Source organism: Ruegeria sp. N11, from assembly GCF_056531525.1.
Map to the genome: position 1 here is coordinate 65730 of NZ_JBQFLX010000024.1, position 14632 is coordinate 80361.

At 56.1% G+C, this 14632-nt stretch carries 14 protein-coding genes; 4 read left to right on the forward strand and 10 right to left on the reverse strand.

Annotation, left to right across the window (positions count from 1 at the left end):
- Positions 1-15: 15 nt before the first annotated feature.
- From ACR0J8_RS20820 to ACR0J8_RS20830, 3 genes are read right to left on the reverse strand one after another with little or no spacing between them, the layout of a single operon-like run.
- Positions 16-1116, reverse strand: a complete 1101-nt coding sequence (locus ACR0J8_RS20820; RefSeq protein ID WP_480892072.1) for an ABC transporter ATP-binding protein — start codon at positions 1114-1116, stop codon at positions 16-18.
- A gap of 19 nt (positions 1117-1135) precedes the next feature.
- Positions 1136-1930, reverse strand: a complete 795-nt coding sequence (locus ACR0J8_RS20825) for an ABC transporter permease (protein WP_170613663.1) — start codon at positions 1928-1930, stop codon at positions 1136-1138.
- Positions 1927-2790: an ABC transporter permease gene (locus ACR0J8_RS20830; RefSeq protein ID WP_480526831.1), complete on the reverse strand. Its 864-nt coding sequence runs from the start codon at positions 2788-2790 to the stop codon at positions 1927-1929. The genes ACR0J8_RS20825 and ACR0J8_RS20830 overlap by 4 nt, the downstream gene beginning before the upstream one ends.
- Before the next feature lie 190 nt (positions 2791-2980).
- Between ACR0J8_RS20830 and ACR0J8_RS20835 the strand changes: the two genes are divergently transcribed.
- Entirely contained in the window at positions 2981-3622 is a 642-nt protein-coding gene (locus ACR0J8_RS20835) for a TetR family transcriptional regulator C-terminal domain-containing protein (protein WP_480526830.1), read from the forward strand.
- A 282-nt stretch (positions 3623-3904) separates the two neighbouring features.
- Here the strand turns inward: ACR0J8_RS20835 and ACR0J8_RS20840 are convergent, their stop codons facing one another.
- Entirely contained in the window at positions 3905-4378 is a 474-nt protein-coding gene (locus tag ACR0J8_RS20840) for a cupin domain-containing protein (RefSeq protein WP_480526828.1), read from the reverse strand.
- 86 nt (positions 4379-4464) lie between these two features.
- Here ACR0J8_RS20840 and ACR0J8_RS20845 point away from each other — a divergent pair, with 86 nt between their 5' ends.
- Positions 4465-5043, forward strand: a complete 579-nt coding sequence (locus ACR0J8_RS20845) for a TetR/AcrR family transcriptional regulator (protein WP_480526826.1) — start codon at positions 4465-4467, stop codon at positions 5041-5043.
- 119 nt (positions 5044-5162) lie between these two features.
- Here ACR0J8_RS20845 and ACR0J8_RS20850 read toward each other — a convergent pair whose 3' ends face one another.
- Genes ACR0J8_RS20850 through ACR0J8_RS20870 form a run of 5 tightly spaced genes read right to left on the reverse strand, consistent with a single transcriptional unit; the run spans position 5163 to position 11487 of the window.
- Positions 5163-6245, reverse strand: a complete 1083-nt coding sequence (locus tag ACR0J8_RS20850; protein ID WP_480526824.1) for an ABC transporter ATP-binding protein — start codon at positions 6243-6245, stop codon at positions 5163-5165.
- Positions 6246-6248: 3 nt separating this feature from the next.
- A complete protein-coding gene (locus ACR0J8_RS20855) occupies positions 6249-7904 on the reverse strand; it encodes an alpha-amylase family glycosyl hydrolase (protein ID WP_480892078.1) in 1656 nt (551 codons plus the stop codon).
- A 9-nt stretch (positions 7905-7913) separates the two neighbouring features.
- On the reverse strand, positions 7914-9062 hold the full coding sequence (locus ACR0J8_RS20860; protein ID WP_480892081.1) for a carbohydrate ABC transporter permease: 1149 nt from the start codon (positions 9060-9062) through the stop codon (positions 7914-7916).
- Positions 9063-9065: 3 nt separating this feature from the next.
- Positions 9066-10073 carry a carbohydrate ABC transporter permease gene (locus tag ACR0J8_RS20865; protein ID WP_170613680.1) on the reverse strand — a complete coding sequence of 336 codons (1008 nt, stop codon included), beginning with the start codon at positions 10071-10073 and terminating at the stop codon, positions 9066-9068.
- Between the two features lie 55 nt (positions 10074-10128).
- Entirely contained in the window at positions 10129-11487 is a 1359-nt protein-coding gene (locus tag ACR0J8_RS20870) for an ABC transporter substrate-binding protein (RefSeq protein WP_480892084.1), read from the reverse strand.
- A gap of 209 nt (positions 11488-11696) precedes the next feature.
- Between ACR0J8_RS20870 and ACR0J8_RS20875 the strand changes: the two genes are divergently transcribed.
- Together ACR0J8_RS20875 and ACR0J8_RS20880 are read left to right on the forward strand one after the other, a co-directional pair.
- Positions 11697-12728 (forward strand): LacI family DNA-binding transcriptional regulator, encoded by a 1032-nt coding sequence (locus tag ACR0J8_RS20875; protein ID WP_480526816.1) that lies wholly within the window; start codon positions 11697-11699, stop codon positions 12726-12728.
- A gap of 2 nt (positions 12729-12730) precedes the next feature.
- Positions 12731-14056, forward strand: a complete 1326-nt coding sequence (locus ACR0J8_RS20880; RefSeq protein ID WP_480526814.1) for a GH1 family beta-glucosidase — start codon at positions 12731-12733, stop codon at positions 14054-14056.
- A gap of 414 nt (positions 14057-14470) precedes the next feature.
- On the opposite strand, the gene ACR0J8_RS20885 is transcribed toward ACR0J8_RS20880, so the two are convergent.
- Positions 14471-14632, reverse strand: a 162-nt coding sequence (locus ACR0J8_RS20885) for a transposase (protein ID WP_370001494.1), incomplete at its 5' end; no start/stop codon positions are given.

Here is a 14632-nt window from a genome sequence, read left to right on the forward strand (position 1 = left end):
TCTCCTCCCAAAGATTCATGTGTCACGTTTGCCCAGATCGATCACCGACGCGCTTTGAACGCCAAGCCATACGGTATCGCCGCGGCTGTGATCGACAGTGTGAAAGTAGTTAGGAACCGCAACGGCGATGCTGTCAGCCAGACCATCGACACGGACATAGTAGTGGACGCTTTCACCGTAGAAGGCGACGTCCGTCACCTCGCCTTGGGCGCAGGCGTCATATCCATCCGGTTTACCGGCTGCGATTTCCAGTTGTTCTGGCCGAATCCCGACCAGCAGGTCTTTGTCATGCACCTGAACATTCGGGTTTACCCCAATCGTCAATTTTCCGAACCCCTGAACATTGACCTCAAGTGTTTCAGCGTTCTCGCCCGTAACCTCGGCGTTCAGAAAGTTCATACCGCCGATGAAAGCGGCCACTTCCCGGTTGCATGGCTGCGAGTACAGAACCTCGGGCCTGTCGACCTGTTTGAGCTGACCGGCAAACATCACACCGATGCGGTCGGACATGGTCATGGCTTCGTATTGATCATGCGTCACCATCACGAAGGTAATGCCAAGCTTCTGCTGCAGGCGGCGCATTTCCAACTGCATCGCTTCGCGCAGGTTTTTGTCCAGCGCGGACAGTGGTTCATCCAGCAACAACACCTTTGGCCGCATGACCAGCGCCCGTGCAAGCGCCACACGTTGCCGCTGCCCGCCCGACAACTCGTTGGCCTTGCGGTCCTGCAAGCCGCCAAGTTCCACCATCTCAAGCGCTTCGGCAACGCGTTCCTTGATTTCCTTCCGCGACAGCTTTGTCTTGCGCAAACCGAACCCGACATTGTCGCCCACATTCAGATGTGGAAAGATCGCATAGCTTTGGAACACCATATTTGTCGGGCGTTTGTTTGCGGGCACCTCGCCCATGGTGCGTCCATCGATCCGGACTTCACCCTCTTCATGATCCTGAAAGCCCGCAATAATGCGTAAAGCCGTTGTCTTTCCGCAACCCGATGGCCCCAGCAGCGAAAAGAACTCACCCTCTTTCAAAGTCAGGTTCAGATCGGACACCGCCACAAAGGACCCAAAGCGTTTTTCGACGCCCTTAATCTCGATGATGTTCTGTTCGCTCATCTTGTTTGTTCCTTTGGCTTCAATCCGAAGATTGCGTGGAGCGGCGGCGGAAGTATTCGGCAATCAGCAGCAGCAGGACCGACGAGAGCAAAAGCAGCGATCCCAGGGCCAGCGTGTTGGGCAGCTTTGCGGGGAACCGGATCTGGCTCCAGATATAGACCGGCAGTGTCGGGCTGTTGCCGGACAGGAAGAAGGCCAGCACGAATTCGTCAAAGGACACGGTGAACGTAACCAGCAAGCTGGCGATGATGCCCGGAGCAACAATCGGCAGAGTGACGCGCCGAAACGTCCCTACAACGCTTTCGCCAAGGTCGAAGGCGGCCTCCTCCAAAGACTGGTCGAAATCGTCAAAGGCGGACTTCATGATCGACACTGCGAAGGGCAGAGCCACGAAAACATGGCCAAGAATTACGGTTGTCAGCGATGGTTTCAGCCCGATGCTGATGAACAGAACCAGCATTGAACTGGCAACGATGATGCCGGGGATGACCAAAGGAAGCATGACCAGTCCCTCGGACAACTCCCGCCCCGTGAAGCGATACCGGACATAAGCGCGCGCGGCGAACAGGCCCAGGGACGTTGCCAGCAGGGCGGTCACGCTGCCCACGATCAGCGAGTTCACCATCGCCTGCAACAGCGTGTCCTGCTGACCCAACTGCGCGTACCATTTCAACGTGAAGCCCTTTAGCGGGAAAGCCACGATGGTTCCGTCATTGAACGAAAACAGCGGCAAAAGCAGAACCGGCAGGTAGAGAAACACCAGGTAGGCGATGGCATAGACAAGCAACCACGGGATACGAAATGCCTTGGTCATCGAATCCTCCGCCCCAAGGCGGTGACGACCACCACGAACAGGATCGCGACGCAGCCGACCGAAAGCATGGCCAGCAGAGACAGGGTTGCGCCCAATGGCCAGTTATTGGCGGCGCCAAACTGTACCTGGATCAGGTTCGCCACCATTTTGCCCTGCGATCCACCGACCAGAGCCGGGGTGACATAGTCGCCCACAGTCGGGATGAAAATGATCAGGCAAGCCGCGATGATCCCCGGCACCGTCAGGGGCAGCGTCACGCGAACAAACCTTTCAAGTTTGCTGCACCCAAGGTCGGTTGCGGCCTCCAACAGGCTACGGTCGATCTTTTGGAGCGACACGTAAATCGGCAGGATCGCAAACGGCGCCCAGGCATGCGCAAGCGTGAGCACAACGGCAAACTCGTTGTAGAGCAGGAATGTCAGCGGTTCCTCTATCAACCCCAGCGAAATCAAGGCCGAGTTCATCACGCCGTTAAATCCAAGGATCAGTTTCCAACTGAACACTCGCAGCAGGTAACTGCTCCAAAAGGGGATGGTAATCAGCAATAGCCACAGGGTCTTCTTCTGCGTCCGAAACGCGATGAAATAGGCGATGGGATAGGCCAAACACACCGTCGCCAGCGTCACCGCCCCCGCTATTGCAACCGACCGGATCATCAGGTGCCGCACCAGGGGGTCGGTTAACGCCTCTTGGTAGTTCGCCCAGGTCAGGGTGCGGTCAATCTCGACATAGGTCTGGGTCCAAAAGCTGTAGGCCACCAGAATGCAAAGAGGCACAGCAACAAGCAGGCCGACATAGAGCGTCGCAGGCGCGCTCAGTGCCAGGCCCTTGCCCGTTTCGCTTCTTATGACTCCAGCCATGCTTCCCTGCTGAGTTTTGCTTGCGGTGGTGCGACGACATACATCACAAAATGGACAATCGTCCATTTAAATCTGGAATTTTCAGGCCAGCTGTGTCAACAGATAATTTCACAACTAGGGCTAGCCAAATTCACAATGGCCGCTAGAAGGCACCGCAATAGGCTGAAAACAAACAGAACCGCCTGACCAAATGACCGGAAGACGACAAGAAATACGCGAACGAAATCGCCTGTCCCTGATCGAAGCGGTGCTCGACTCGGTCGCAGAGAAGGGTATTTCAGAGACATCCGTAAGCGAAATCATCCAGCGCGCCGAGCTGTCCCGCGGCATGATTCACCTTCATTTCGGCGGCAAGGACAACCTGGTTAACGAAGCCGCCCGCTATTCGTCCGAGCAATACTACAATGGCATATATACCTTGCTGGAAACGACCGGGCAAACTGGCCAGGAGCATATCGAGATGATTGTTCGGGGTGATTTGGGTGAAACCATCCTCAACAAGAAAAGCGTTTCAATTTGGTACGCGTTTCGCGGTGAAGCCAGAAACCGAGCGGCGATAGCCGCCTTCTCCGACACGCGGGACGCGAAGCTAAGGAACCTTGTTTTCAACGCGTTCGCCCGGATTGCAAAGGAAGCTGAAATCGAACATCCTAATCAGGTTGCACGTGACGCAACTCATGGCACGCTTGCAATGCTGGAAGGGATGTGGACCGACTACCTGCTGCACCCGGATTCTTTTGACCGAACCGAGGCAATAAGGATCATCTTCCGCTTCTTGAGCTCAATGTTTCCAAACCACTTCGACCTTGGCGGCGCATTGTCGCCAAAATGACTGTTGCGACCAAATGTGTGTCAGCTTGCAGTCGATAGGAATAGTCCCCGACTGGCAAGTCAGAGCGTGAACCGGGTGCAGAAGGTCAATCTAAGCAAAATTGGATTCAATTTTGGCTCATCTAACGATGACCTTTCCCTTTGAGAAAAGATCCTCCGCAAGGCAACGCCCAGCAGAAGCTCACGCACGGTGAGGCGAGCGAGCAACTAGAGACCAATGCATGCGCGAGTTTGGACCCGGAAGCATCTGATAAGCTGCTTCCAGGTCCAAACTGAAATTCTGTTAGCTGGGGACTTCGGTGGGCACCAGAATCGTCATTCCAACCCTGTCGGCTACGGCCATGATTGCGGGAATATCCGGTGGTCCATCCGGGACAGGAATGTCTGTTGTTCCGTCGGGCATGGCTTCACCAGCTTCAGTGAAGAACGTGTCATGCATAGAGCCAGGGGCATTAATGCAGAGCAATCGACCGGGCCTCGCTCCAGTACATGTAAAGGCGTGAACGGCACCGTCCGGCACTTTTACAAAATCACCACTCTCTACACTGTGGGTTTCGCCGTTCACAAGAAACTCGAATTCCCCATCAAGCACATAGAAGCTCTCATCTTCACCGGCATGATGGTTGGGCGGTGCGCCGGCCCCCGGCGCCGTTTTGATCTCGACAATTGTACATCGATTTCCTGTTTCGCTGGGAAAAGCATGGAATGTCAGAAGATTTCCAAGAAGATGATAAACCCGAGGGCGAGGTTCAGTCATTGCAGCTACTCCCTTTACTCGAAATTCAATACCACTATGATACATAAATCTACTTATGAGACAAGTGCATTATAAAGGGGGCAAACTTGGCGCGCCGAACAAACCAAATCAAACGAACTCGTGATGCGCTTCTTTCGGCCGCCCGTGAACTGATGTCGGAGGGACAGGAAGTGACGCTGGCAAAAGTGGCTGAGCATGCCAAAATCAGTCGTGCGACGGTCTACCGATACTTTTCCGATCCGGGCGTATTGGCTTTGGATGCGACTCTGGACATTGAAGTCAAACCAACGTCTGAGCTGCTTCAGGGGGTTCATGATGTCCGGGTTCGAGTACACGCAGTCGCGCGTTACTATCTGGATTTCTCACGCGAACATGAAGCTTATTTCCGGCAGTTTCTTGCAGAGTTTCTGAAAGCATCGCTTGAGCAGGGTACGACCAAAATGCGGGGCGCGAGACGGGTTGCTGCTTTTGCTGAGGCACTTGAACCAGTGCAACATTCTATGAAATCCAAAGAAATTAAAGACTTGGCGATGCGGTTGTCCATGACGACTGGCATGGAGCAATTCATAATCATTGAAGACATTCTGCGTGTTGACCAGGCGACAGGCTACCGCCTTCAAGAAGGGCTGGTAGATGCTCTGCTTGAACGATATTTGCCAGACTAGAAAATTCTCGACTTTTCTGTGTGCTTTGATGATGGATGCGTTGGCCAAGCCAAGTGGGTAACGTCAGGCCCAGAAAAATTGCGCTCCCATTCTCACAACATTGATTGGGTGGCCGATCATTATTTCCGCAAAGACAGGCCATTGTGAAATAGATGCACCTTGCCCGGATCAGCGTTCAGTTTGACATTTTGTCCACGCAGATTTCGTTCGACACCGGGAAACTTGGCGACGATGCCATCGGCCCCTGCTCTGCTGGCGAAATACAGCAGGGTGACTTCTCCCAAGGCTTCGATGAAATCGACATTGCCCTCCAGAAAACCAGAGGCTTCGTCGGCGAAAAAGTCCTCGGGGCGCACGCCAACGTTTACCGGCAGACCCATTTGATCGGGATTGGTTGGAATGGATGAAACTGCCGTGCCGCCCGCGTCAAGTTTGACCGATGTCTGTTCTCCGGTGCCGGATATTTTGCCGGGCATCAAGTTCATGGAAGGCGAGCCGATAAACTGCGCCACGAATTCGTTGTCCGGTGTTTCGTACAGTTCCAGCGGTGTGCCCACTTGCGCAATGCCCTTGTTGGCCAGAACCACGATCCGACTGGCCAGGGTCATCGCTTCGACCTGATCATGTGTCACGTAGATCATGGTGCTGTCGGGCATTGCCTCTTTCAGCCGCGCGATCTCGATTCGGGTTGCGACGCGCAACGCAGCGTCAAGGTTTGAGAGCGGCTCGTCGAACAGATAGACCTTGGGGTCCCGCACGATGGCCCGCCCGATGGCGACACGCTGGCGCTGACCTCCCGACAGGGCCTTGGGCAGTCGATCCAGAAGCGGGTCCAGCTGAAGGGTCTGTGCGGCGCGTTCGACGGCGGCATCGATCTCGGCGGCGGGCATCTTGGCGATCTTGAGCGCAAACGCCATGTTCTCGCGCACGGTCAAATGTGGATAGAGCGCGTAGGACTGAAACACCATCGCGATACCTCGCTGGGCGGGCGGCACATCGTTCATGACCCGCCCTTCGATTTCCAGCGTTCCTCCAGTAATCTTTTCCAACCCGGCAATCATCCGCAACAAGGTAGATTTGCCGCACCCCGAAGGGCCGACGAAGACGATCAACTCGCCTTTCTCGATGTCCAGATCGATATGCTTCAGTACATCGACGGGACCATAGGACTTCGCCACATCTGTAAGCTTGAGTTCCGACATGGTTTACCCCTTGTCCTTAACCATCAGGCAGAATTGCGAAGGTTGCAGCGTCACGACGCGTTCGCCATCAACACCGCCCAGGTCTTGCCCGATGACCCGCCAGTTACCTTCAGGCAGGTCGATCTGTCTTGCTTCTGTTCCAAGGTTGAATGCGCAATACACCGTTTCAGAAGCGTCTTCGCGGTAGAACGTCAGGGCCGGACCGACCTGTTTCATATCGGATTGCGTACCCGAGGCGAGCGCAGGATGAGCATGGCGCAACGCAATTGCGCGGCGATAATGGTGGAGCATCGATTGGTCGTCCACCTCCAGCCGGTCCACGGCCCGTTCGGATTGCATGGTACTGACCGGTAGCCACGGCTCACCCGTACTAAAGCCCGACTGTTCGTCTTGCGCCGTCCAGACCATCGGCGTACGGCAGCCATCCCGGCCCTTGAATTCGGGCCAGAACTCGATGCCGTAAGGGTCTTGCAGTTTTTCAAACGGAACTTCGGCCTCGTGCAGGCCCAGTTCCTCACCCTGATATAGACAGGCGGAACCGCGCAGGCACATCATCAAGACTGCGTGCTGTCGAATGGCCGCATCGTCCAGGCCCCAGCGCGAGGCGTGGCGTGGCACGTCGTGGTTCGAGAACGCCCAGCACGGCCACGCATCCCCGGCTTTGGCCTGTAGCTGATCAAAAACCTGTTTCGCATAATCAGCCGACAGTGCGCGTTTTTCGAGAAACTCAAAGGCGTAACACATGTGCATCCGCTTGTCGCCGGACGTGTACTCACCCATGATTTCCAACCCACGCTGCGCGTCGCCGACCTCGCCCAGGCAGGCGCGACCATCATATTCGTCTGTCAGCGCCCGCAAGCGTTCAAGGAAGGCAATGTTTTCAGGCCGACTTTTGGAATACAGGTGGTTTTGGTGGTTATAGGGGTTCACCGCTGGCGCGATTGACGCGTTGCGCTCTTCGATCGGAAGCGCCGGGTTGTCGCGCAACTGTTTGTCGTGGAAGTAGAAATTGATCGTGTCCAGACGAAACCCGTCCACGCCCATCTCAAGCCAGAACCGGGCAACATCCAGCAAGGCGTCCTGAACGTGTGCATTGTGGAAGTTCAGGTCCGGCTGCGACGTGAGGAAATTGTGCAAATAGTATTGCAGGCGGCGCGGGTCCCACTGCCACGCTGATCCGCCAAAGATCGACAGCCAGTTGTTGGGCGGTGTGCCATCCGGCCTCGGATCGGCCCAAACATACCAGTCGGATTTCGGGTTTTCCCGGCTGGCACGGCTTTCGATGAACCACGGGTGCTGGTCTGATGTGTGAGAAAGAACCAGATCGATCATCACTTTCAGCCCCTTGGCATGGGCCTGATCGAGCAGTTCGCGAAAATCCTGCAATGATCCGAACATCGGATCAACGTCGCGATAATCGCTGACGTCATAGCCGAAATCCTTCATCGGAGATTTGAAGAAGGGCGAAATCCAGATCGCGTCAACACCTAGCGAAGCGATGTAATCCAGACGCCGGGTGATACCTTTCAGGTCTCCGATGCCGTCGCCATTGCTGTCCTGAAAACTGCGCGGATAGATCTGATAGATCACCCCGCCGCGCCACCAGTCTGACGAGGCCTTTGTTGATTTGGAAAGTTCCACAGTGTTCTGCACGTTCATCAGACGCCTCTATTTAACGGACCCGGCCAGCAGGCCCCGGACCAGGTATTTTTGCATTGCGAAGAAAACGACCAATGGCACAAAGATCGACACAAAGGCTGCGGTCGCCAGAATTTCCCAGTTGCCGCCACGGGTGCCCAAAAGCTCGACAATGCGGTTGGTCATCACCGTGGTCTGGCCGGTTGCGTCGATCAGGAAGACCTTGGCCACCAGAAGATCGTTCCACGTCCACAGGAACTGGAAGATTGCGAAGGACGCGAGCGCCGGGAAGCTGAGCGGCAGGATCAGCTTGGTGAAGATCTGGAACTCGGTCGCCCCGTCGACCCGCGCATTCTCGATCAGATCACGTGGCAATCCAGCCATGTAGTTGCGCAGAAGGTAGATCGCCAGCGGCATGCCAAAGCCCGTATGCGCCAACCAAACGCCCAGATAACCTTTCCCAACCCCGATACTCAGGTGGAATTTCAACAGCGGAATCAACGCCAGTTGCAACGGAACCACCAACAGGCCAACCACCGCGGCGATCAGCAAGGCCCGGCCCGGAAACTCCATCCACGCCAGGGCATAAGCTGCAAAGGCTGCAACAAGGATTGGAATGATCGTCGCGGGAATTGTGACTGTCAGCGTGTTGAAGAACGCCTTTGCCATACTGTCCGTACTGCTTTGGTCCAACAGAACTTTTTTGTAGTTGTCCAATGTAAACTCAGGCGGCAATTCAGCCGTCACAAATACACGCGCGCCGCGCTTGCCGCTGAATTCTTCGGCATTTTCCATCCGATAGTTGCCGTCTGCATCGACTGTGATTGTGCCGCCTCCGCGCAGCTTGGCGGTTTCACTGGGGACAAAAGCGTCAATTTCGCGTGCGCTGATGCCCCAACTGGAAATCCTGATTTGCTCTTCATCGCCAAACAGCTGCCCTTGGATTACGTAAAGCTCATTCTCAAGCACCTGCGTTTCGGGTGCCGCGCTGCGCAGGGTCAGATTCTGCTCGGACGGAAAGAGAGATCGCCACCAGCCGCTGCTGGAAATCTGGTCCGCCGTCCGGAAGGATGAGATCAGCAGACCAAGCGTCGGAATGATCCACAGGACCACCAGAAAGACGACCGAGGCATGAACGACCCAGCGCAGCGCCGGTCTGGTTCCCGCAATATCGTTCATGGCCTACTCCATCTCCTTGCGCGCATTGCGCACGTTCCAGATCAGGATCGGTGTGACCAGCAACATGATCACCATGGCCGAGGCTGAGCCCACCCCCCAGTCGTTGGCGCGAAACAGCTTGTCATACATGTAGTTGGCCAGAACCTGTGTCTCCCACTGGCCGTTGGTCATGGCAAAGACGATGTCGAAGACTTTCAGCACGGTAATGGTGATCGTCGTCCAGACGACCAGAATCGTGGTTTTGATCTGCGGCACCTTGATCTTGAAAAAAATCTGAAACGGGTTCGCGCCATCCAGGATGGCGGCCTCGACAGTTTCTTCGGGGATGCCGCGAAGGGCGGCCGACAGGATCACCATGGCAAAACCGGTCTGAATCCAAACCAGAACAATCATCAGGAAGAAACTGTTCCAGAACGGAACCGTCAGCCATGTCTGCGGTTCGGTGCCGCCAAAGAAGATATAAAGCGCGTTCAGGATGCCGATCTGGTCCTGTTCCGCCGGGCGCGCGTCATAGACGAGTTTCCAGATCACCGAAGCGCCCACGAATGAAATCGCCATTGGCATAAAGATCAGCGATTTGGCAAAATTACCCCATCGGATGCGGTCGGTCAGTTGTGCAACCAGCAGGCCGAAAGCGGTGGACATGGCCGGCACAACGATCAACCAGAACATGTTGTTGCGCATGGCCTCCCAGAATTTCGGCTCTTTGGCCATCTGGGTGTAATTATCAAGGCCTACCCATCTGTACCCACCGCCGGGCACGCGTTCAGTGAGCGACAGGCGCAGCGTCTCGACCACCGGGTATGCCAGGTACAAGCCCAGAGCAGCAAGTGCCGGGAACAGGAACAACCAGGGCCGGATCATGTTCGCCCGGTTGATGTTGCGCCCTGCGTTGGGCCCGCGCGGCGGGAACAGGACTTTGTCCAGAAACTGGTTCGAGAGGTAGAAGTAGCCCACGCAACCCGACACACCGATGGCGATGGTCAGCAGGCCCTGAAGTGCCGGTGTCATGATGCCCTCGTCGGTTTGGAAATTGGGGCGGCGTCAGGGCCGCCCCAGCCGTCACTTACTTCGCAGCATCCCACGAAGACTGGATTTCTCCGGCAATTGTGGCTGCGTCCTTCGCACCCGAGGAATAGTCGACCATACCCGTCCAGAACGTACCCGCGCCGACCGCGCCCGGCATCAGGTCCGACCCGTCAAAGCGGAACGTGGTTGCGTTGGTCAGGATTTCACCCTGTCCCCGCTGGGTGTCATTGGCGTAATTCTCGGGATTTGCCCCCAGATGCGGCGTCAGGAATCCGTCCTGAGACATCATGATTTCATGCGCGAAGGGCGTTTTGAGGAACTCCATGAACACCTCGGCCGCCGGGTTCGGGTTCGTGATCGTGAACAACGTGCCCGCACCCAGAACCGGAGTTCCCAGATCTTTCTCGGCATAGGCCGGGAAGTAGAAGAAATCGGCATCTACACCCAATTCGGTCCCTTCCGGGAAATAGGCGGGAATGAACGACGCCTGACGGTGCATCATGCAGGCAGGCGGGCTGTCGAACAGACCCTTAGGGCTGTCGCGGAAGTCAATCGCGGCGGTGTCGTCGGCGTTGCCCACGACATAGTCGTCGTTGCGGGTAAAGCTGCCGTATTCCTCAATCGCCGCGATCACGCGCGGATCATCGAACTTCATCTCATTCGAGACCCACTGGTCGTAGACTTCGGGCGGTTGTGTACGCAACATCAGGTCCTCGACCCAGTCGGTCGCGGGCCACCCGGTCGCACCGCCGGATGCAAGCCCCACGCAAAGCGGCGTCTCGCCATCCTCGACCATCTGATCCATCAGCGCCTTGAACTCTTCCATGGTCTGCGGGACGTCGTAACCGAAGTCTTCGAAGTTTTCCGGGATGTACCAGACCAGCGACTTTACGTTGACGTTGAAGAAAAAGCCGTAGAAATCTTTGGCGCCATCGGGGTTTTCAAAGGTTCCCAAATCGACCCAGGACTGGCCGGCAGCGAAATTGTCCTTGATCCAGTCCGCCGACCCTTCGGCAAGCGGCGTCAGGTATCCGTTCTTGGCCATGTTCGCGGCGAGACCCGGCTGCGGGAAAACCGTCAAGTTCGGAGCGGAGCCAGCGGCCGCATCAATCAGGATCTGCTGCTCCAGCGAGTCCGATCCGACATAGCTGGAATTCGCGCCGGTGGCCTCATCAAAATAGGCGACCAGATTTTCGAATGACTTCCCTTCGCCCGCAAGCCACGGCCCGAAAATGGTAAGGTCCTGGCCGGCCAGGTCATGGGCGTCCGCAAAGGCCTGAAAGCCGTCCCAGTCAAAGCCGCCCTCGCCCACGGCGTGGATCATCTCGCCCTGCGCCTGGACGCCTCCGGACAGCAAAGCAAATGTGGCCACACCTGTATAAAGCGCGTTTCTCATGAATTTTCCTCCCAACAGTTCCTTGCGCCACAGAGACTCAGCATCCAAAGCGCTTTGGATATGCAGTTTATCCGCTAACATTTCCCGCCTGTCAATATTCGCGTTGCAAAACGCCAATAATCAAAAGGCTGATTGAAACGGGTTGACGGAACGAGCATTTGACCACACAACAGGTAACAGCCAAAACTTGAAGGCGCTTTGAAGCAATCATGAACCTGAAGCAGCTCTCGGAAATTCTTGCCCTTTCGCAAACGACGGTCAGCCGCGCGCTGAACGGCTACCCCGAAGTGAGCGAGGAAACCCGGATGCGCGTTCAGGCTGCTGCTGCCAAACATGGCTATCGCCCGAACATCCGCGCCAAGGGGCTGGCGACCGGCAAATCCATGGTGATCGGGCATGTCATCCCCAGTTCGTCCCAGCACGAGATGGTGAACCCGATCTTCGGTGACTTTGTTGCTGGTGCCGCTCGGACATACGCGGCGCATGGCTATGACATGATGTTTACCACCGCCGATGATACGTCGATCGAAGGGGCCTATCGCAGTTTGTTTCAGCGCGGCGCGGTGGATGGCGTCGTTTTGCAGGGCCCCAAAGTCAACGAACACCGAATTGATCTGCTGTCGCGGATGGCGGTGCCGTTCATCGTGCATGGGCGTTCGACGGGGGCGGATGTGGAATATGACTGGATTGACGTAAACAACAAAAGCTCGTTCCTGCGCGCCACACAGTTCCTGATCGATTTAGGGCATCGCCGGATCGCCCTGATCAACGGGCTTGAAGACATGGATTTCGCGCAACGACGCCGTACAGGGTACCAGCAGGCCTTGGAACAGGCAGGCTTGACCTCGGACCCGCAACTGATGCGAAGCGCCGAGATGACCGAAGTCTACGGCCACCGCGAAACCCACGACATGCTTCAATTGGATGAACCGCCTACTGCCATTCTGGCGTCCTCGATGATTTCAGCGATCGGAGTACGGCGGGCGCTGGACGAGGCGGGCCTCCGGATCGGTCGGGATGTCTCGGTCATCGCTCATGACGATGACCTTTCTTACCTAAAGAACGGGCAGGACGTCCCCATTTTCACAGCCACGCGCTCTTCAGTGCGACACGCAGGAGAACTGGCCGCCGAGATGCTTATCGAGCGGATCAAATCGCCTGAGGACCCGGTCAAAACCAGATTGCTTGAGGCCGAGTTGGTTGTCGGCAAGTCAACCGGCCCTGCACCCGACAGGTTCTGACGATGAATTTTTCGCGAAACGATTTTCCGTCTGATTTCCTGTTTGGGGTCGCCACGTCGGCCTATCAAATCGAAGGTCACGCCCAAGGCGGAGCAGGGTCCACCCATTGGGATACCTTTGCAGCGACGCCCGGCAACGTCGTGCGGGGGGAAAATGGGGATCGGGCCTGCGATCACCTGAACCGGTTTGAACAGGATTTCGATCTTGTGCGCAACGCAGGTTTTGATTGCTATCGCTTCTCGACCAGCTGGGCACGCGTGATGCCCGAGGGGCGCGGACCGATCAATCAGGAAGGTTTGGACTATTACGACCGGCTGGCTGATGCGCTGCTGGAGCGTGGCATCCGCCCGTGCGCGACGCTTTATCACTGGGAACTGCCGTCGGCTCTGGCTGACCTAGGCGGTTGGCGCAACCGAGATATCGCCAGTTGGTTTGCCGATTTCACCGAGGTCATCATGGGCCGGATCGGCGACCGAATGTACAGCGTTGCCCCCATCAATGAACCTTGGTGCGTTAGCTGGCTGAGTCATTTCGAAGGACATCACGCCCCGGGATTGCGGGACATTCGGGCCACAGCTCGAGCCATGCATCACGTCCTGCTGGCCCATGGCCACGCCATTCAGGCAATGCGCAGTCTGGGCATGTCCAATCTGGGCGGTGTGTTCAATCTTGAATGGGCCGAACCCGCCGATGACAGCCCGCAAGCGCGACAGGCCGCTGATCTCTATGATGGGATCTATAACCATTTCTTCCTGGGGGGCGTGTTCAACAAGGCCTATCCTCAGAATGTGCTGGAAGGGTTGGAACCCCACCTTCCGCCCGGCTGGCAGGATGATTTCGACATCATCGGCGCTCCTGTCGACTGGTGTGGATTGAACTACTACACCCGCAAACTGATCGCCCCTGCGGACACCGCCTGGCCCGGTCTGACCGAAATCCCCGGGCCCTTGCCCAAGACCCAAATGGGATGGGAAATCGACCCAGCCGCGCTGAGCCGGTTCCTGATCCGAACAGCGCAAGAATACACTGGCGACCTTCCGATCTATGTGACCGAAAACGGCATGGCCAGCCCCGAGCGCCAACAAGACGATGATCGTATCAGCTATCTGGATCAGCACTTTGCCGCCGTTCAGGAGGCCCTAAATCAGGATGTTCCGGTCAAGGGGTACTTTGTTTGGTCTCTGCTGGACAATTACGAATGGGCCTTGGGGTACGAAAAACGCTTCGGTCTGGTTGATGTGGATTTCGATACGATGAAACGTACTCCGAAAGCCTCATACTTCGCCTTGAAGAAGATTCTGTCCACTTACAATACCGCTGCCAGATGACTGTGTTCTGGTGCTTTGGGGCTAGTTTGTTGATGGTAGCTCTCCACCAAATGCGACGGTCGCACAGGTCAACTTGCCGTGCACTGATTGCCGCCGAGCACTTCTGACGAGCCAAGTTCTGGATTTCTTTTTTAGGATGAATCGGTGCCAGCCTGATCTGCGTGTCGGTCCTGATTTTGCTAATAGGAAGTTAGAATCAATGGAAACGGTTTGGACGCTGGACGAAGGAAGTGAGGTGAAAACGGCAAGGCTTTGTCGCTGGCGCCCGAACTTTGTGCGCCTGACAGAATACCAAGTGGCGGACCGAGGAGCAACTCTATATTTTCTGTAACCACATATTAATTAACCAAAATTTTTTACTATAGTGTACACCAATAAATACACCACACCGTGTATGAGAACTAGGGTCAGGACTCATAGCCAATAGATAACGAGTGCTGCAAGGGCGATTGCTGACAGGAAGACCTTCGGGCACCTGTCGTAGCGGGTTGCCACACGCCGCCAATCCTTCAACCTGCCGAACATGATCTCGATCCGGTTGCGCCGTTTGTAACGACGCTTGTCGTACTTAACCGG